This is a genomic window from Kribbella sp. NPDC055071 (genome assembly GCF_053608045.1).
In genome coordinates, this window is the sequence record NZ_JBSGUS010000007.1 from 305,872 (window position 1) to 324,892 (window position 19,021).

Annotated in this window: 15 protein-coding genes; 7 read left to right on the forward strand and 8 right to left on the reverse strand. The window is 67.7% G+C overall.

All coding sequences use genetic code 11. The features are described from left to right. Positions 1–61: 61 nt before the first annotated feature. The 7 genes from ACWF4Z_RS14970 to ACWF4Z_RS15000 are packed head-to-tail and all read right to left on the reverse strand — an operon-like array spanning position 62 to position 9,035. On the reverse strand, positions 62–340 hold the full coding sequence (locus tag ACWF4Z_RS14970) for an iron chaperone (RefSeq protein WP_452243588.1): 279 nt from the start codon (positions 338–340) through the stop codon (positions 62–64). A gap of 24 nt (positions 341–364) precedes the next feature. Beyond that, positions 365–1,345: an SGNH/GDSL hydrolase family protein gene (locus ACWF4Z_RS14975; RefSeq protein ID WP_452243589.1), complete on the reverse strand. Its 981-nt coding sequence runs from the start codon at positions 1,343–1,345 to the stop codon at positions 365–367. Positions 1,346–1,399: 54 nt separating this feature from the next. Continuing rightward, positions 1,400–4,252 carry a CBM35 domain-containing protein gene (locus ACWF4Z_RS14980; RefSeq protein WP_452243590.1) on the reverse strand — a complete coding sequence of 951 codons (2,853 nt, stop codon included), beginning with the start codon at positions 4,250–4,252 and terminating at the stop codon, positions 1,400–1,402. A 41-nt stretch (positions 4,253–4,293) separates the two neighbouring features. Continuing rightward, entirely contained in the window at positions 4,294–5,163 is an 870-nt protein-coding gene (locus ACWF4Z_RS14985; protein ID WP_452243591.1) for a carbohydrate ABC transporter permease, read from the reverse strand. Then, positions 5,160–6,089: a carbohydrate ABC transporter permease gene (locus ACWF4Z_RS14990; RefSeq protein ID WP_452243592.1), complete on the reverse strand. Its 930-nt coding sequence runs from the start codon at positions 6,087–6,089 to the stop codon at positions 5,160–5,162. Before ACWF4Z_RS14990 ends, ACWF4Z_RS14985 begins: the two co-directional genes overlap by 4 nt. 4 nt (positions 6,090–6,093) lie before the next feature. After that, the gene (locus ACWF4Z_RS14995; RefSeq protein WP_452243593.1) at positions 6,094–7,452 is read right to left on the reverse strand and encodes an ABC transporter substrate-binding protein; all 1,359 of its coding nucleotides are present in this window, start codon (positions 7,450–7,452) and stop codon (positions 6,094–6,096) included. An 8-nt stretch (positions 7,453–7,460) separates the two neighbouring features. Next, a complete protein-coding gene (locus tag ACWF4Z_RS15000; protein ID WP_452243594.1) occupies positions 7,461–9,035 on the reverse strand; it encodes a glycoside hydrolase family 13 protein in 1,575 nt (524 codons plus the stop codon). A gap of 162 nt (positions 9,036–9,197) precedes the next feature. Here ACWF4Z_RS15000 and ACWF4Z_RS15005 point away from each other — a divergent pair, with 162 nt between their 5' ends. Next, on the forward strand, positions 9,198–10,274 hold the full coding sequence (locus ACWF4Z_RS15005; protein WP_452243595.1) for a LacI family DNA-binding transcriptional regulator: 1,077 nt from the start codon (positions 9,198–9,200) through the stop codon (positions 10,272–10,274). Here the strand turns inward: ACWF4Z_RS15005 and ACWF4Z_RS15010 are convergent. Beyond that, positions 10,206–10,997 carry a TrmH family RNA methyltransferase gene (locus ACWF4Z_RS15010; protein ID WP_452243596.1) on the reverse strand — a complete coding sequence of 264 codons (792 nt, stop codon included), beginning with the start codon at positions 10,995–10,997 and terminating at the stop codon, positions 10,206–10,208. The two genes, ACWF4Z_RS15005 and ACWF4Z_RS15010, sit on opposite strands and share 69 nt — an antisense overlap. Before the next feature lie 582 nt (positions 10,998–11,579). Here ACWF4Z_RS15010 and ACWF4Z_RS15015 point away from each other — a divergent pair. The 6 genes from ACWF4Z_RS15015 (at position 11,580) to ACWF4Z_RS15040 (ending at position 18,530) form a co-directional block, all read left to right on the forward strand. Beyond that, positions 11,580–12,770, forward strand: coding sequence for a hypothetical protein (locus tag ACWF4Z_RS15015; protein WP_452243597.1), 1,191 nt, complete (start codon positions 11,580–11,582; stop codon positions 12,768–12,770). Continuing rightward, positions 12,767–13,456 carry a hypothetical protein gene (locus tag ACWF4Z_RS15020; protein ID WP_452243598.1) on the forward strand — a complete coding sequence of 230 codons (690 nt, stop codon included), beginning with the start codon at positions 12,767–12,769 and terminating at the stop codon, positions 13,454–13,456. The genes ACWF4Z_RS15015 and ACWF4Z_RS15020 overlap by 4 nt, the downstream gene beginning before the upstream one ends. Continuing rightward, positions 13,449–14,153, forward strand: coding sequence for a hypothetical protein (locus tag ACWF4Z_RS15025; protein ID WP_452243599.1), 705 nt, complete (start codon positions 13,449–13,451; stop codon positions 14,151–14,153). Before ACWF4Z_RS15020 ends, ACWF4Z_RS15025 begins: the two co-directional genes overlap by 8 nt. After that, a complete protein-coding gene (locus ACWF4Z_RS15030; RefSeq protein WP_452243600.1) occupies positions 14,150–17,272 on the forward strand; it encodes a chromosome segregation ATPase in 3,123 nt (1,040 codons plus the stop codon). Before ACWF4Z_RS15025 ends, ACWF4Z_RS15030 begins: the two co-directional genes overlap by 4 nt. Positions 17,273–17,524: 252 nt before the next feature. Next, positions 17,525–18,175: a hypothetical protein gene (locus ACWF4Z_RS15035; RefSeq protein WP_452243601.1), complete on the forward strand. Its 651-nt coding sequence runs from the start codon at positions 17,525–17,527 to the stop codon at positions 18,173–18,175. Between the two features lie 70 nt (positions 18,176–18,245). Further along, positions 18,246–18,530: a helix-hairpin-helix domain-containing protein gene (locus ACWF4Z_RS15040; RefSeq protein ID WP_452243602.1), complete on the forward strand. Its 285-nt coding sequence runs from the start codon at positions 18,246–18,248 to the stop codon at positions 18,528–18,530. Positions 18,531–19,021: the final 491 nt, after the last annotated feature.

Below are 19,021 nucleotides of genomic sequence, written 5' to 3' on the forward strand. Positions count from 1 at the left end.
GTGCGGGTGGTGAGGAAGGCTTGGGTTAGTTGGGTTATCAGGGGGTAGGGGATGGGCTTGGTCAGTGGGAACTTGAGGGTGCTTTTGCCTGAGCGGTAGTGTTGAGGTCGGCGGCTAGGGCTTCGTCGACGGGTGGGACCGGGTAGACGGCGAGGTGGTGTTTCCAGGCGCTGAAGTGGAGGAGGGACTTGCCGTCCAGCGTGATCGTGGGGATGTCGTAGCTGATCTTCTCGCCCGCTGCGGGCACGACGGCGCGGATGGTACGTCGTACCTCCTCCAGCACCTCCCGCACGTCAGCCGGGAACGACGCGATGTACTCGTCGACGCTCGAGAACTTCATGGCGTCATCTTGCCTCGAAAACCGTCAGTTGGGACGTCGGAGTGAGGTGTGGGTTTCGAGGGCCGGGATCAACTGAGCGGCGATCTTGGCGTGGCCGGCCACGCTCGGGTGGACGAGGTCGGTGCAGTCGTCCTCGGTGATCCAGCCGGTCGAATCGATGCAGACGAGGTTGGGATCGTCGAGCGACTTCACCGCGGCCTGGATGGTCTCGGCATGCTTGCCGCTGAACGGCGTCAGCGCCACGATCCTCGTTTCCGGGTACGCCGACCGCACTCGCGCGACGTAGCCGGCGTACTCCTCCGGCTCGAGCGTCGGATCGTTGACGCCGAGGTTGATCACGACGACGTCGGACGGCTCGACGCGTTCGGCCGGCGAGCCGGCGAAGTTCCAGCCGAACGACTCGATGCCGGGCGGGACCTCGCCGTTCCCGGGCCGGCTGATCCCCTGACGCCCGAAGCCGACCTGGTACGACGTCGCCCCGAACGCGCGAGCAGTCAAATACGCGTACGACGTCGTACCGTCAGCACCCTCGGATTCCGGATGCGAGCTCAGCGACCGCACGCCTTGCGTGATCGAATCGCCGTAGAACTCGATCCGCGGACCGCCCGGTCGACCGCTGAGCCGCAGCCGCGAGTTCACGTCGAGGACGAGGCCGGCGAACACGACCGCGGATTCGAACGGCGGGTTCCAGCGGTTCGCGTGCTCGTTCACGTCCTTGACGACGATCTCGACCTGGTGTCGGCCGGTCGGGGCGTCCAGTTCGATGACCGGGGCGTCGACGAGGTGGAGCGCGGGCTCACCGTCGTCGACCGCGATCCACAGGTGCGGTGCGACGGTGAGCCCGTCGGTGTCGAACAGGAGCTGGAGCCGCTCGCCCGCATACGAGAACGAGATCCGCGACCCCGAGTTGACGGTGATCGCCAACCCGGGCTGGTGACCCCACTGCCCCGCCAGGACGATGCGCGGATCTGACGGGGCGACGACCTCGCCTGGTTCGAATGCCACCGATTGCTCCTTGACTGCTGCGGGCGTGAACGCCCTCCATTCTGCCGGTGGCGCTCAGAAGCCGCTGTTCCCGGGGCCTCTGATCAGGGTGTAGCCGGTCGTGTTGTTGAGGCCGCCGGAGCCGGTGCCGGACACGGTGACGTAGTTGAACGTCGCGCTGCCGGCGACCTGGATGTCGATGCCGTAGGTCCCGGTGTTCTGGACCTTGACGTGGTCGAAAGTGAGGTTGCTGACGTTCTTCTGCCAGCTCATCAGGATGCCTTGGTAGGTGCTGTCGACGATGTCGACGTCCTTCACCAGGACCGGTGCCGTGATGTCGCGAGCCTCGGCGTAGATCCAGAGCGCGCCCTGACTGCTGTTCCAGTCGGTGTTGAAGCCGCCGGCCCGGGTGACCGTGTTGCGCTGGACGATCGTCGTACCGGTGAAGGGCAAGGCACCGTGCCAGGTCGAGACGGTGATCCCCGAGGCGGTGTAGACGGTGTCGGACAACAGGTTGTCCTCGATCCGGTTGGCGTTGCCGCCGTAGATCGCGGCGGTGTTGGCCAGGGCGGGCAACGTCGCGGTGTTGAAGGTGAAGGCGGAGTTCGTGACCGCGGCACTGTTGGACCACATCGCGAGGGCGTCGTCGCCGGTGTTGCGGAACACGCTTTGGTCGACGCGGGTATTGGCGACCCCGCTGTTGAGGTTGACCCCGTCGGCGAAGCTGTCCCGGATCCGGATGCCGGCCACGTAGAGCCCGTCGGTTCCACCGGTCGCCCAGAGACCGACCTTGGTGTGTTCGATCCAGAGGTTGTGGATCAGCGATCCGGTACCGAAGTTGCCTTCAAGCGCGGCATCGGTCGTCACCGATCCGTCCGGATCGCGATACCGGACGTCGCCGGCGAAGGTGAAGTCGGCCAGCTGAACGTTGCCGCCGACCGCGAAGAATCCGCCGCGACCGGCGTTGCCACGGACGGTGGAGTACCACATGCCGGCGCCGCGGATCGTCACGTTGTCAACGTTCAGACGCGACGTCAGGTCGAAGGTACCGACCGGGATCCACAGCGGCTTGCCCGCGGCCTTCGCGGCACTGATCGCAGAGTTGAACGCGGCGGTGTCGTCCCCTGTCCCCGACACCGCGCCGTACGACGTGACGTCGAGCGCACCTGCTGGAGCAGTGAGGGCCGGGGCGACGACCTCGGTGTCGATCAGGTCGACGGTGATCGGTGTGGATGTGTCGTTCTGCAGCGTCAGTACGGTCCCGGCCGGGTAGCTGGGCAACGTCGTACGGACCTCGTCGTAGAAGCGGTGTCCGCCACCTTGCGCGGGGTCGTTCGGGAACGGATATAGGCCGTAGACCCAGCTGTAGGCGGACGTGAGGGTGACGTCCTTCACCTTGCTGCCGCCGGTGTAGATCCCGAGCGGTGCGGTGATGCCGGTGCCGGCCGCGTTGTCGGGGATGGAGTAGCGCACCACCAGCGAGTTCGTCGGCTGGGTCAGCGTGAATCGCACGTACTTACCGGTGTTGTCCAGGCGCACTGCCCGTCGTCCGGAAGACTCCGACGGAACAGTGCGATATGTGCGGTCCGGGCCGAGTACGACGCCGTTGGTACTGCCGTTCTCCGCCTCGTACTCGGTGTACGGAACGGTCGCTCCACGGGCCGCGAGTTGGGTCGACCCGGCAACGGTGATGTCGTCGAGGGCAACATTCCCGCTGTCACCGGAGTCGTACTGGTACCCGATCAGGTTGAGCCCGGCCCGCAGCGGCAGCGTGTGCTGAACCGTCGACCAGCCAGTTGCCGCCGGCAACGATAGCTGCCCGGCCTTCACGCCGTTCGCGTAGGTACTCAACGTCTTGGTGGCGCCGGTGCTGTTGGCGTATCGCACTGTGACCGTTGCGTTCCCGGCCGCGGCGACGTTCACAGTACGGATCACCCGGCCGCCGACCGCGGTGAACCCGGTGACGTACCCGCCTCCGGTGAAGCCGGTGATCGACGTACCGACTGAGGCGCCGCCGGACAGGAAGCCGCGCTCGAGTGCGCCGGGCGGAGCCTCGTCCACCGGCGCCGCGACCGTGAGATTGTCGAGGTTGACATTCCCCGAATCCGCGCTGTCGAAGCGATAGGCGATGGTGTTGCTGCCGGCAACCAGCGGGAGCTGCTCGGACGCAGTGCCCCAGGTGTCCCAGTTCGCCGTCGCCGGCAGACTGATCTGGCGGACCTTGCTACCACCGGCGTACAGCGACAACGTCATCGTCGCGCCAGTCCCATTGGCGTAGCGGAGAGTCGCCGTACCTGTGCCCGCCTTGGTCGAGGTCACGGTGAAGGTCGTTGCCGCGTTCCCCTTGTTGCCGTCGACGTACCCACCCACGAACCCGGATCCGCTGTAGCCACCGTGGTCGGTCGCGACGACAGCGCCGCCGGAGAGCGCGGCCTGCTCGGCCTCGTACGTCCCTTCGGCCGGAGCCGGCGCGTCGGTCAACGTCACCTTGTCCAGGTTGACGTTGCCCGAGTCCGTACTGTCGAACCGGTACGAGACGGTTGTCGCGGCGGTCAGTGACAGCGTCGTGGTGTTGTCGGCCCACGACGTCCAGGAGGCCGTGGCGGGCAGCGTGACCTGCTGCAGCCGGGTCGCGCCGATGTACAGGGACAGCGTTTTGTCGGAGCCGGTCCCGTTCGCGTACCGAAGCGTGATTTGGTACGTGCCGGCGTTGACAGTCGCGCTGACTGCGGCGGTGCCCTTGTGGGCGTCGGTGAAGCCGCCGACGTACCCGGTGCCCGAGTAGCCGGTGTGTTCGGTCTCGACCACGGCACCACCGGAGAGGGTGGCGGACTCGGCTTCGATGGTCCGAACCGCAGCGGCTGCGGTCCGGGCCAGGAGGAACGTCAACAAGACCGCGATCAGAGCGATCCGGAGTGATTTCGACATGGCGGTGCCCTTCGTCTGAGCTGTGGGGCGGGATGGGCGGGTCAGCCCTTGACGGCGCCGGTGAGGGCACCCGTCTTGAGGAAGAAGCGCTGGAACACCAGGAACAGCACCACCGGGATGACGGTGGAGATCGCCAACGCGGCCAGGAAGACGTCGAGTTCGACGAACCGCTGCAGCGCCGGCAGCCGGACCGACAAGGGCTGCCGCGCGGGGTCCGGCAGTACGAGCATCGGCCAGAGGAAGTCCTTCCAGGCGGCGATGATCGCGAACACCGACAACACACCCAGGATCGGGCGCGACATCGGCAGCACCACCGACCAGAACAACCGGAACGGACCGGCACCGTCGACCCGCGCCGCCTCGAACACCTCGCGGGGCAGGTTCGCGAAGAACCGCTGCACCAGCAGGATGTTGAAGGCATTCGCCCCGGCCGGCAGCCAGACCGCCCAGAACGAGTTGATCAATGATGCCTTCAGCAACGGCGGGTCGACGATCGTCAGATACAGCGGAACCAGCAGGACCACCGACGGCACGAACAGCGTCGCCAGCACGACACCGGTGATCAGCTTGCCGTACCGAGGACGCAGTACGGCGAGTGCGTAGCCGGCGGTCGTTGCCACGAACAACTGCATCAGCCACGACCCGGCCGCCAGGGCCACGGTGTTGAGGAAGTATTTGTCCACCTCGACGCGGGTCCACGCGGTGGCCAGGTTCGCCCAGTCGATCCCGTGCGGCCACAGGGCCAACGGCGACCGCAGCGTGTCCTGGGTCGGCGTGATCGCGGCCTTGGCCAGCCACAGCATCGGCCCGAGTCCGGCGACGAACAACACGACCAGCAGTACGCCGTGCAGCCCGAGCACCCGCCACCGGATCCGCCGCCAGTCGGCCGGTGACAGGATGCCGCGACTCACGACGTACTCCAGGACCTGGTCAGCCGGAAGTAGAGCGCGGAGAGCAGACCGAGCACGACTGCGAGCATGATGCTCAACGCGGTCGCCATCCCGTACTCGCCGCCGAGGCTGTTGGCGAAGGCGTAGTTGTAGATCTGCAACAGGATGGTCGTGGTCGAGTTGGCCGGGCCACCACCGGTGAACAGGAACGGCTCCAGGAAGACCTGCGCGGTACCGACAATCTGGAGGATGAAGGTGATCAGCAGGACACCGCGCAGTTGGGGCAGGGTGACGTGCCAGATCTTGCGCCAGATGGACGCCCGGTCGATCTCGGCCGCCTCGTAGAGATCTGTCGACACCCCGGTCAATGCGGCCAGGTAGATGATGATCGTCCCGCCCGCCGCCGCCCAGGTCGCCTCGAGCACCAGCGACGGCATGGCCGACGCCGAGTCCTGCAGCCACGACACCGGTCCGATCCCCACCGCCCCCAGGATGGTGTTGAACACTCCGGTCGGTCCGGCGTCGTAGAAGAACTTCCACAGCAGTACGGCGACCACGGGCGGGATCACCACCGGCAGGTACGCCAGTGCGCTGTAGAGACCTTTGAAACGTCGTACCTCGCTCATCACCACCGCGGCGACGAGCGGCACCGGGTAGCCGAAGACCAGCGCGAGCAGGGCGAAGTACAGCGTGTTCTTCACCGCGGTCCAGAGCAACGGATCCGCCAGGACGTCCTTGAAGTTCTGCAGGCCGACAAAGGTGGACGGGGTGACCAGATTGGTCTCCTGGAAGCTCATCACCACCGCACGCCCGATCGGGATCCACGAGAAGACGCCGAACACGATCAGCAGCGGTAACAGGAACACCAGGGTGCTCAGCCCACCGGTCCGCCATCGCCGGCGCGCTATCGGCCGGACCGCCCGGTTCACCAGCACTGACGTCGCCATCGGCCTACTTCCGGTCCAGCAAGGCCTGAGCCTCGGCGTCGGCCTTCTTCAACAGATCGGCGATGTCGGCGTTCTTGTTTGTCAGTACGGACTGCACGACCGGGTCGAGGAGCTTGTAGACCTCCTGCGTCGACCGGACCGGCTCGGTCACCAACGGCTGGTCGAACATCTTGTCGGTGTAGGGCTTCAGCTGGGCCTGCGGGACATTGACGTACGACGCCACCCATCGCAGCGACTCGTCGTACGTCGCCCGATCGAACACCGGCAACTGCGGTGCGCCAACGGGCTGCTTCGACGCGGCCGTCGTCTTAGCATCCAGTACGGCGGCCTCCTGGTCGGTGAGCTTCTTCAGGTAGTAGAAGTCGATCCACTTGACCGCAGCGGCCTTCACAGCATCGTTGGACTTCGCACTGACCGTTGCGAGCGTCCCACCACCCAGTACGCCGGCATCCGGCTTGTCCATCAACGGCAGCACGGTCACGCCGTAGTCCGCCGGCTTGAGGGCGTTCTGCGTCACCAGTGAGCCGTAGTTGCCGCCGCCCGACACGTACATGCCGATCTGGCCCGAGGCGAACGCCTGGTTGATGCCGGCCCAGTCGTACAGGAAGTTCGACCCCATGCTGTTGTCCGACCACCGCATGTCCTTCAGCAGCTGCAGCACCGCGGTCATCTCCGGAGTATCGAGCTCGGCCGTCGCCGCATCGCCGTCGATCTTCTCGGTCCGGCCGCCGAACGCGTAGTCGAGCGTGGTGAGGATCCACCCGCCGGTGTTGTCCGTGGTCAGCTCGGCGTAACCCGCCTTGCCGGTCTTGTCCGCGATTTGCTTGGCATCCGCGCGGACCTCGTCCCAAGTGGTCGGTGGCTGGTCCGGATCGAGCCCGGCCTGCTTGAACAGAGTGCGGTTGTAGTGCAGCGCCTGTCCGTACGCCGCGATCGGGACTGCCCACTGCTTGCCGTCCTCGGCCTGACCGGCCTTCGCCACGTTCGCGTTGAAGCGGCCGGCGTACGGCAGCCCGGTCACCAGTCCACTGATGTCGGCGATCTGCTTGCGCTCGATCAGCCCACGGCCGTCGGTGAATGGGACCGTGAACACGTCCGGCAGTGTGCCGCCGGCGAGTTGGGCGGTGAAGGTGGTCGCGGTCCAGTTGTACTCCTGCGGCACGATGTCGATGCCCGGATTGGCCTGCTCGAACTGCGCCACGCGCTGGTCGAAAGCAGCGATAGCGCCCTTGTCGAGACCCGGGTCGCGCGCCACCTTGACCGTCACCGGACCGGTGGAGGTATCGCTTTTGGCGGAGCCTGAACCGGAACACGCGGTCAGGCCGAGAGCGACCACCAAGGCCGCGGCAATGAAGGACTTCATGATCTCTCCTAGTGGTCGTGCAGCCGCAGCCAGACGGCGGTGTCGGTGGGTAGGAGGTCGCCGGCCAGGTCGGCACTGGCGAGCAGAACGGTTCGGTACGACGGCAACGGCCGCGGCTCGGGTCCGAAGTTGACCAGGCAGAGCACGTCACCCCGGCGGAACCCCAGCAACTCGCCGTCGTACCAGTCGAAACCGGCGCCGAGCTCGCGACGCAGCCGCAGCATCGACCGGTAGAGCGACAACATCGAGTCCGGGTCGTCCTGCTGAGCCTCGACGGAGTAGGAACCCCAGTCGCCGGGCTGTGGCAGCCAAGGCCCGAAGCCCTGCGAATTGAACCCGAAGGTCCCGCCGATCGTTGTCCACGGCAACGGGACTCGGCAGCCGTCGCGACCCGGGTCGACGCCGTCGGACCGATGGAAGATCGGATCCTGCAACGCAACCAGCGGCAGGTCCTCGACCTCGGGCAACCCCAGCTCGTCGCCCTGGTAGATGTACAGCGACCCCGGCAGCGCCCCGGTCAAGAGAGCAGCCGCCCGCGCTCTGCGCAGGCCCAGCTCCAGATCGGTCGGTACGCCGAACCGCTTGGTGGCGAACGAGAACGAACTGTCCGCGCGCCCGTACCGAGTCACCGGACGGGTCACATCGTGGTTGGACAGCACCCAGGTGGCCGGCGCGTCCACGGGGGCATGCGCGGCAAGCGTCGTACGGATGGATTCGCGGAACGCGTCGGCGTCCCACGGCCGACCCATCAGGTCGAAGTTGAAGGCGGTGTGCATCTCGTCGGGTCGCAGGTAGCGGGCGAACCGGACCGGATCGGCGAGCCAGATCTCGCCGACCAGTATCCGGGGTGGGTCGTAGGAGTCGGCGACGGCACGCCAGTCCCGATAGATCTCGTGGAGTCCGTCGCGATCGACGTACGGATGCTGCTCGGTCTGGCCGACGTTCGGGAACGACGGGTCCTTGACCGGCATGGTCGCGCTGTCGATCCGGATACCGGCGACGCCGCGGTCGAACCAGAACCGCAGGATCTCCTCGTGTTCGCGGCGTACGTCCGGATGGTTCCAGTTGAGGTCGGGCTGCTCGGGCGTGAACAGGTGCAGGTACCACTCCCCCGGCGTACCGTCCGGGTCCTTGGTCCGGGTCCAGGTCTCGCCGCCGAAGCTGGACACCCAGTCGGTCGGTGGCTCCTGGCCGGTGCGGAACCAGAATCGCTCGCGCTCCGGTGATCCCGGTCCGGCGGCGAGCGCGGCGCGGAACCATTCGTGCTCGCTGGAGACGTGGTTCGGGACGATATCGATGATCGTGCGGATGCCCAGGGCGGCGGCGTCCGAGATCAATCGCTCCGCCTCGTCGACCGCTCCGAAGGCCGGGTCGATCCGGCGGTAGTCGGCGACGTCGTACCCGCCGTCGGCCAACGGGGACAGGTACCAGGGCGTGAACCAGATCGCGTCGACGCCGAGGCTCCGCAGGTACGGCAACCGTGAGCGCACCCCGGCCAGATCGCCTGTGCCGTCGCCGTCGCTGTCGGCGAAGCTGCGCGGGTAGATCTGGTAGATCACCGCGTCCCGCCACCACTGGTCCATCTCCGGAATCCCTTCGTTTGTGGTAGGTTTAGCGCTCCACCTTGCTGGACCGTAATGTCCTGGAAACGAGCTGTCAACGGGTGGGCGCAAACCGGCGGCACCGGGCCGCGGGCCGCTGCGGTGCTGCCCGGTTAGGGTGAGAAAAGCGAGAGGGGACTGTGGATGCGGGTCACGCTGAAGGACATCGCGGACGAGGCCGGCGTCAGCATGATGACGGTCTCGAACGTCGTGAACGGCAAGCGGGCCCGGGTCTCACCCGACACCATCGAGCGGATCCAGCGGATCGTCGCCGAGCGCGGCTACGTGCCCAGCGCCTCGGCTCGCAGCCTGGCCGCGCGCGCGTCCAAGCTGATCGGACTGCTGGTGCCGGCGGCCGACGAGGACAGCCTGATGATCAGCCCGCACAACGTGGCGATCCTCGGCCAGATCGAGCGAGAGCTGCGCAAGAGCGGCTACCACCTGCTGCTCCGCGGCATCGCCCAGCCCGGTGAGGTTGGGGAGGCGCTCAAGTCGTGGAGCCTGGACGGTGCGGTCCTGCTCGGGTTCCTGGACGAGGACATCGAGCGGCTGACCCCCGGAGCTGTCGGCAGCGTCTCTCTCCTGGCCGTCGACAGTTACGCCGCCAACCCGCTCACCACCGGGGTCCGGTCCGACGACTACACCGGCGCGCTGCTCGCGGCGCGGCACCTGCTGACCCTCGGGCACCGCGAGATCGTGTTCGCCGGGCCGTCGTTCAGCGGCATCGGCGTCGTCCACCAACGGTACGACGGGTTCCGCGCGGCATACGCCGAAGCCGGCCTGACCTGGACCGAGCGACTCGTCACGGTCGAGACCACCACGCACGCCAGCGGCCGGGAGCTCGGCCGGCAACTGATGGCCGAGCACCCGGACGCAACCGCTGTGTTCGCGACCGCGGACATCCTCGCGATCGGCATCATGGAGGGCCTCGCCGAAGCCGGGTACGACGTCCCCGGCCAGGTGTCCGTCCTCGGCTTCGACAACCTCGACCTGAGTGAGTACGTCACGCCGAAGCTGACCACGATCGCGCAGGACATCCCACGCAAGGCCGAGATCGCCGTCCGGCTGCTGCTCGACGCGATCGAGGGCAAGGACCACCCGGCCGATCCGATCACGCTCGATGTCTCGTTGATCGAGCGTGGGTCGACCGCGTCACCAGCCTTCCTTGCGGGCTCGCGCCTCGAACAGGAGGATGCCGGCCGACAGCGCGACGTTGAGTGAGTCGGCTTGCCCGAGCATCGGGATCGACACCGCACCGAATCCCTGCTCGTGCCACTCACGCGACAAGCCTGCGCCCTCCGAACCAACGACGAAGGCCGTCGGACCGTCGTACGCCGGAACCCGGTAGCTACCTGTTGCCGCCGGATCGGCGAGGTGGACGCCGAAGCCGTGGTCGCGCAACCACGCCGCCGCGGACGCGATGTCGTCGAACTCCAGGACGGGTGTCGACAGGACTGTGCCGCGGCTGGCCGAGTAGACGCTCGGGTGGCTGGGCTTGGCTCGTCTGCTGGTGAGAATCAGGCAGTCGGCCTTGGCGGCGTCGACGGTCCGGATCAGCGTGCCGAGGTTTCCGGCGTACTCGACTCCGTCGGCGACGAGGACCAGCGACTCGTTGCCGAAGCTGAAAGCTTGTGGGGTCCAGACCGGCAGGCGGGCGATGGAGATCAGGCCGTCGGGCCGGGTCTTCCGGGAGAGGCGGGCGAGCAGCTTCGCCGAGATGCGGTAGACCTCGGCCGCGCGGTCGGCGATGCTCCGGATGTCCGTCTGACCGGCTTCGGGACACCAGAAGAAGGCGTCGATCGTGGTCGGGGTCGCTAGTAGGCGATCGTGTTCCCAGCTGCCCTCGACCATGATGCGGCCGGATGAGCCGTCCTTGCGGACGGAGAGCAGGTCGCGGACACGGGGGTGTTGCGCACCGATGGGGCGCGCGTCATGCACGGTCATGTGCAAAGCTCCGAAAGGAGAGAATCAACAAGCGCACCGGGGACCCTGTGGTGGGTCCGCACCGGCGTTGCGATCGCCCGGAGTCACGGTCCCGCTAGCAGCGGAACCTCACAACTCGAGGCGGCGTGAACTGAGCGCGGTCAACCAGGACCGCGTCAGCCAAGGATTCTCATCACCCTACGGATGCTAAACACTCCCCACCCCACCGTCACCCGGTTTTCCACCCCCCATCCACAACCCCAACCCCCTCCCCCGCGCCACGCGCCCCGCGCTGTCCACCCCGACTTTGTGCACCGATTCCGTACGCCAACGCCCGCCAAACACGGACCCCATGCACAAAGTCGAGCAACCACCGGTCCGGCGTCCCAGCTTTGGGGCGGGGGTGTGCCCCCTCTACCCCTGCCGTTCGTAGTTATCCCCAGGTACTCGCGTCTCGGTTTTGGGGTGGGGGTGTGCCCCCTCCAGCCCTGCCGTTCGTAGTTATCCCCAGGTACTCGTGGCTCGGTTTTTGGGGTGGGGGTTTGGGTGGTTAGAGTCCTTGTCTCTGGTAGCCCTCGGGTTATCACACGGGAGGGAGTGCTGATGGACGCGACTTTGCTGGACGCCGAGGCCGAGGCGGCCGTGTTGCGCGTCTACCGCCAGGTCTTCGCCGTGCTCGCCCGCGAGGCCGGCGCGATGATCGTCGACCCCGATCTCCTCGACGTGGACCAGGCGATCCTGGACGCATTCGCCGAGGCCGGCAGCGACGGGCTCACGGTCGAGCAGGCGACGCTCGCCTGCCGCTCGTACCCGCACGACGTGATCGTCCGGCGCTTCGACGTACTGCGGCAGTACGGCGCCATCACCAAACTCGTCGACCGTCCGAACGAGCTACGCCACCGAGCCGCGTTCGCGCCGTACGTGATGCTCATGTTCCTGCGCCGGATGTCCGTCCAGGGCGGTCAAGGTGAGCTGCACCAACTGCTCACGCTGGAAGCCCACAGCGTCAGCGACCCGACTGCAACCGAGGACGACGGCCTGGCCTCGATCGGGCGGTTGACAAAGGTGTTCCGCCTCCTCGGGAACGAGCTAGCCATTCTGGTCTCCACCAGCACGACCGCCCAACTGCGCGAGAACGCTCAGCTCGCCTGGGGCAACGAGCGCCTGATCGAGCAGGCCGAGAAGGTGCACCGCATCGTCCTGGACCGCTGGCCCGCGCTGCATCGCGCGTGCACGTCGCTGCGGATGGCACTCGCCGCGTACGCCGATGCCGTGCAACTAGCCGCAGGACGTCTGGTCGAGCGAGCCGGTACGACGCGCGCACTCGGACTGCTGCCGATCGAGACATGGGTGACGTTCACGCGAGGCAGTTCATCGGAGGTGCTGGCGGGGGTCCTCGACGGGCTGCTGTTCGATGCCGCGGCGCCGGACTTCTCGCCCCAGACGATGGTCGAGGCCGTCGAGACAGGACGCCGTACCGGGACCGCCCGGATGGCGCCGCCGAGACCGACCGGGGACGTCGACGCGCCGGAGTCAGCGGCCGCGACGGACCGCGAGGAGCTGCGCGCGGAGGCCGAGCGCGTGCTCGCCGGGCGAGCTTCGGTCGACATCGTCGCGGTCATCGACGACGCCGGCGACTGGATCACCGCGCGCCGGGTGCTGGCCGAATTGACCGCGGCCCACCTGCACGACGAGCTCGACTACGAGCTGGTCTATTCAGACGGCATGCGGATCGACCCCACCGCTGGCACCCCCTGGGCAACCGAAGGCGTCTTCCGCCGGGTGACCCGATGACCACGCCCGAGCCGAGTGCGACGCGGGCGTCGGAGCCGAGTGCGACGCGGGCGTCGGAGGCTGTTGAGCGGCGGTTGTACAACGCGTTGTGGTGGGCGAAGGTGCAGTCGGCCGGCCCGCTGGAGGTCGAGCCGGACACACCCGCGGTCGCAGGTCTCACCAGAGCCGTCTCGCCGGACGGCGCAACGGTCTGGCTCGTGCCCACGCTGCCCTCCGGTGCCGGTCACACCGTCCTCGACGAGCTCGACACTCCCCCCGTCGCGGTCGAGCAGCCGAACGAGACAGCTCGTGTCCTGGCAATCTGCGTCGCCTGCTGCTGGACCGACCGCAGCGGCCCCGCCTGGCCCGGGTCGACCGGCACGCTCGCGCAGGTCAGATCCGTGTACGCCGGCATGCGCGGCCGCCCGGAGCAATCGAGCGACCTGACCCTGATCATCGGCAGCCTCCGCCGCCTCCACGCCACCCACTGGCTCCGCTGGAACGAAAAGGCCGGTGAGGTTCGCCTAGGCCCCCGCGTCATCACCTGGACCCCCGCCGACGAGTCAACCCTCAGAGACCTGTGCCGCCATCTCCCCGACCCACCACCGGCACTCCTCACGTCGACCCAGCCGACTCCATCACCAGATGCCCTCCCGGACGACACCTCCGGCGCGGACGAGCGCCGTACGGAGGTGTCCGATGAGTGAGCAGCACGTGTTGTTCGATCCCCTCCTGGAGGATCTCGGCGATCGGGCTCGCGATGAGGCGCTGGCGGCGTTCAGCGCGGTGCAGTACGCGGCGCATCCGGTCGCCGAGGTCCAGCTGGCAGGACTGCGCGACGTCACCCTTCGTCGGCATGTCCAGAAGATGTTGAAGCTGATCGGGCGGACCCTGGTGCACGTCGACGGCACCCACTGGACGGCCGGGTACGACGACGACATCGCCGCGAGCCTGACCGCGCAGGGCTGGCAGCCGCTCTCGGTCATCGATCGCGCCGTCCTGGTCCTCGTCCTGATCCACTCGGTCGCGATCCCCCGCAGCGAAGGGATCCTGACCGGCGACAGTTGGAAGTCGGCGCGGCCCACGACTGTCGACGAGCTGCGCACGACGAGGATCAGCGGCGAGGAACGACGCCTCGCCCTCCAGCGCCTCCGAGCAGCCGGTCTGATCCAGCTGTCCGGCGACCACTCCGGCGGTCCGAGCTACATCCCCGGTCCGCAACTCCAACGGCTCACTCCGGCCGCGCGCCGACGCCTGCAGGACCAACTGATTCTGGCCGCCGCCCCGGCCAGCCCGATCGCCGAAGCGATCCGAGCCCGTAACGGCACCCCGAGCCCGGACGTCACCAACGAAGCGTCAAGCAGCACGGATCCAAGCAGTCTGAGTACGGAAGGAATCGCATGAGCAGCGGTGTAGAGGACGGGCCGTACGACATCCTCGGGTCCAAGGTGCTGCTCGGCGTTCAGGTCGTCGACCTGTCTCGTCTGTCGACGCATCCGATCCCGATGGTCGGCCAGGGCCTCGTCACGGTCGCGGGCCAGGGCCCGACGGACTCGAACGGCGCCGGCAAGTCGTCGTGGATCGCAGCCCTCAGCCTCCTGCACGCCGACGACCAGTGGCGTCTGACCAGCGGTGCCCCCGGCGCGGCCGAGCTGCTCTTCACCGCCGAGGCGGCCGGCCAGGAAGGCAATTGGTCGAACGTCGACCGCGGCTACATCGTCGGCGTCTTCTCCGACCCTGAGCTGACCGACCTCGCCGAGATCGAGGCCGCTGCCATCACGGTGTGGATCCGCATCAACCGCAAAGCGTCGTACCTCGATCTGCGCTGGAAGAACGGTCTCCACGTCCCGTACGGCGCGACCGAGGCCGAGCGCGCCGCCGGTGCCGACGCGCTGTGGGCCGCTCTGCCGCATTCGAACGGCCGTACCGACTTCCACGCCAACAAGCTGTCCACGGTTCTGTACGGCGGTCAGGTCCGCTGCGTCTCGTTCTTGTCGACGTCGGTGCGATCAAGCCCGACCGCCAACCTCCTCGCCGAGCCGCTCAACGAGCTCGGCCCGGCGCGGATCTTCAACGCGATCGCGACCCTCACGGGCCTCGATCACGAGCTCGAGCAGGAGCAGGCGCACAGATCCGCCGAACACACGCAGCGCGAGGCGACCAAGCAGGCGACGGCCGACCTGCAGCGCTGGGAGCAGGAGATGGCGACGGTCGAGGCCGGCATCCTGCAGCGCGCCGCGGCCCGGGACGCGCTCGCCGCAGCGAAGGAATCGTGGCTCGCTCGGTGCGCCCGGCACCTGATCGACGGCGAGGCCCGCAACGACGAGATCCGCCAGGAGCTCGGCGTACTCGACGAACGCGTCGCGGAGCAGGAGGTACGGCGCGAGGCCGTCGACTCCGAGATCGATGCCTTTGGCAACGAGGAGGTCCTGCTCAGGGACGTTCAGCTGACGCGTCAGGAGCGCGACAAGCTGGATGCGCGCGACCGCGAGCTCGACCTGGCGCAGCGTTCGGTGCGGGAGCAGTTGGAGCGGCTCGGTCAGGAGCATCGCAAGCTGGTGGACGCGGGGCGTTCGGCGGACGGGCGTGACCTTGCCGCCGCGGCGGACGAGCAGGACGAGGCCCGCGCCGTACTCGAGGAGCACATTGGCCGGGATCACCTGGCCCGCTCGGCGGTCGACCACGCGACGGCGGAGCTCCGGGAGGCCGAGAGCGGTCAGACCGTGTCGGCGCCGCAGCAGCAGGTCCTGGAGAACGCGGGCATCGAGTGCGGTGCGCTGACCGACATCACCGAGTTGTCGGCGTCGGACCGCGCCGAGTGGGAGCCACGACTCGCGCCGTACCGCGAGGCCGTTGTCATCGACGCCGCTGACGCGAGCGTGGCGGCGACCGCTCTGTCCGATGCCGGGTACGCCGGATTCCTGCTCGTGCTGGCGAATCGCCCGGGGACCGGCAAGGGCCCGCGCGGTGGACCGAAGTCCGCCGACAAGCGCTTCACACTCGACGCCTTCTTCACGGCCATCGGCGAGCGCGCGACCAAAGACACCATCGACGACGTCGCGGGCGTTGTCGCGGTCGGTCAGTTCGACGAGCCGCTGACCGGCCGGACCGCGCGCATCGAGGCCGCTCGCCGCCGCGTCGAGGCCGCCGTCGAGGCACGGGCCATTGCTTCCGCGGCGCTTGACCAAGCGCGATCCCGAGTCGAGCAGGCACAGCGTCGTACGGCGGCCGCCCGCGCCCTCGCCGATGCCGAGTCGGTGCAGGAGCAGATCCTCGCGTTGCGGGAGACGATCGATCGGCACGAGACCGACCGTGACTCGCTCGCACCGCACCTGCAGGCCGCGAAGGAGTCGGCCGAGGCCGCGGCCGGGCAGCAGCTCGTCCGGGACGAACGGCTCAAGAACCTCGAATCGACGCGTCGTGACCACGAGCGGCTGCTGGACGACCTGACCGGCCGCCGGCTCACGCTGCTCGAGGAGCAGACCGCGCTCGACCTGACTACTCGGACGACTGCCTGGGGTGGAACGCCGACGGAAGCCGAGGCGTTCATTCTCGGACTGCCGGATGACGCACAACGCCGTACGACGGCAGACTGGAACCACCAGGCCTGCACGCAGCTCGAAGACGTCATCCGCCGCTGCTTCCCGAATGCGCGGTCCCGCGAGGAGATCCCGACGGAGCTCTGGGAGATCCTCAACGGCCCTGACGGCTGGACGAACGGCACGCTCGGCGCTCGCGTCGGCCTCGTCCCGGCGCTGCATCGGACCTTGAGCAGTCACCTCGCGCAGCATGAGACCTTCGACAGCCTGCAGCAACAACAAATCGCCAGCCAGCGCGCCGAACGCAACGCCGCGCTCGAGCGCGCCCGCGAAGGCTTGGGCGAGGCCGAGAGCACCGCACGTGCACACCGCGCATCACTCGCCGACGGCATCAAGGCGCGACTCCGGCTGGTCTCACAGGAGTTCGACCGACTCGATCAGCAGTACGGCGGGTACGGCGCGAAACTCGAGTTCCCCGAGCCCGATCCGCCGGCCGAGCCGGACAAGCCGTGGCGCTGGACCGTCACGCCCAAGTGGCGTCGCTCCGAGGGTGGGCCGTTCTCGGCGTTCAACGTGAAGGGCAACACCGCCCAGATGGACGAGAAGGCGGTCAAGCTGGTCTGCGCGGCCGCGCTCGCCGGCGGCTCGGACCGGCCGCTGCTGCTGATCCTGGACGAGCTGGGACGCAATCTCGGGTCGCAGCACCGACGTGAGGCGGTCGCGTTGTTCGAGCAGATCGGCCGCGACCGGAACATCACGGTCATCGGCGCTCTGCAGGACGACATGGAGCGGTACGCGCTGGCGTCCTCGCGGCTGTATGTGAAGCTCCGGCGGAGCTCCGACACGATGGCGTACAACCAGGCACCCGTGGTCAAGGGCAATGAGGAGTACGGCGCCCGGGTGGAACTGCTCCGCGAGTGGCTGAGCTCGTATCGCGGTCCGACGCCAACGCTCGACCTCGCATCACCCACTTTGACTCCTTGACAGTTGTCAAGAATTTGGTCGGGTGATTACCTAAATCGGACCCCGATGCATACACCGGACCAGGTGGTGCTTCAGACTGGACCGGTGACCGCTCCAGAAATCGATCCCACGCCTGTCCGTCGGCATGCCGTACGGCGAACATGGTCCGGGTCGATCCGCCAACACTGGGTGGGCGGAGCCCTGGTCAATCGTTCGACTAGCGGCGTACCGTCTCCAGCGCGGGTCTGGTCGCCCCACGATCGGAGGGCGTGAATGGCATCCTGGCTGCTTCGCGCCCAGTGGACCCATCGGGACGAGTCGATCGAGCACCGATCGCTGCGCGTCGGCCGTACGCTGACAGCGGTCGCGGTGGCGTTCCCCGACGTACACAACTGGACCCAGGACGAGCGCTGGGGCTACCACGTCCTCGAAGCTGACGGCTCCAGCCCACTGCAGGAGATGGTCGAGGCCACAACAAAGGTCCTCGCGAACGGGTCCAGTACGACGCGCCTGCACTTGCAGAGCACCGGCGAGCTGCCGTGGCTGTTCGACCTGTCGATGGGTGGGACACTCACCACGGTCTCCGACCAGCTGACCCTGCACTGGAGTGACGAGGACGCACTCGCCCAGCCGGAGCGGTTCGCCCAGGTCCTCCGCGCGGTCGTCACGATCTGGGAGCCCCAGTGGGCGAGCATCGCGGACACCGAACTCGCTGCCGCGGCGGGCGTCTTCAGGCGCGGGATCCCGATGATGGGCTGGCTCACGTACGTCCGCGGTCTCGTCGCCGGCGCCCACGGCATCGACATCACGCTCACGCCGTACGAGCGCGGCACCCTGCTTCAGGCCCCAGTCGCTCCCGCCGACCTGACCCCGGTCCACATCTGCGCCGCCGCCGCCCTGGTCGGCATCGCCCCGGAGATCTAGTCGGTCACCACCGTACGGAATGTCCGAAACCTTCAAGACTCCGCGTAGTGACGCCCGACACCATGGCCGTATGAATGCCACAGAGCTCACAGGTCTGATGAACGTAGGTCCGGCAGTAGCCAGGTACCTCGGACGCGCCGGCATTACCAGGGTCGACCAACTAGCCGGCCGCGATCCCGTCGAGCTCTACGACACCATCTGCACAATCGACGGACAGAGCCACGACCCATGTCTCCTAGACACCATGATGTCCGCCACAGACCAGGCCAACGGCAACCCCGCCCGCCCCTGGTGGACCTACACACCCACCCGCAAAGCACTCACGGCGTCCTCCACCCACCGAACCACCGCCTAACGCACATCCCCCGCCGGCCCGCTCCCCGACGCCCCCAGGACCAACCCACCAGCGCGGCCGCCCCGCTCGGGCTCAACCACCACCGCATACACCGACCTACTCAAGATCAACCCATCGACGCGTAGCCCGACCCACTCAAGATCAACCCACGAGTGCGTACACCGGTCCGCCCAACTCAACCCCACCGACGCGTACTCCGGCACACGAGGGATCAACCGAGAGGCGCGTAGACCGACCCGCCCGGGTGCAACCCAGCAGCGCATACACCGACCCACTCGAGGTCAAGCCACCGACGCGTAGACCGGCCCGGCATCAGCCGACCGGCGTGTGTTGGTCCACTACGGTATCAGGAGCTCGCCTGTGGGCGTTAAGAATCGCCCGGCGAAGTGCCGGGGGAAATGTTAAGGGCCACCCCTTGTGGGGTGGCCCTTAACAGTGTGAATGTCCGGCGGCGTCCTACTCTCCCACGACCTCCCGGTCGCAGTACCATC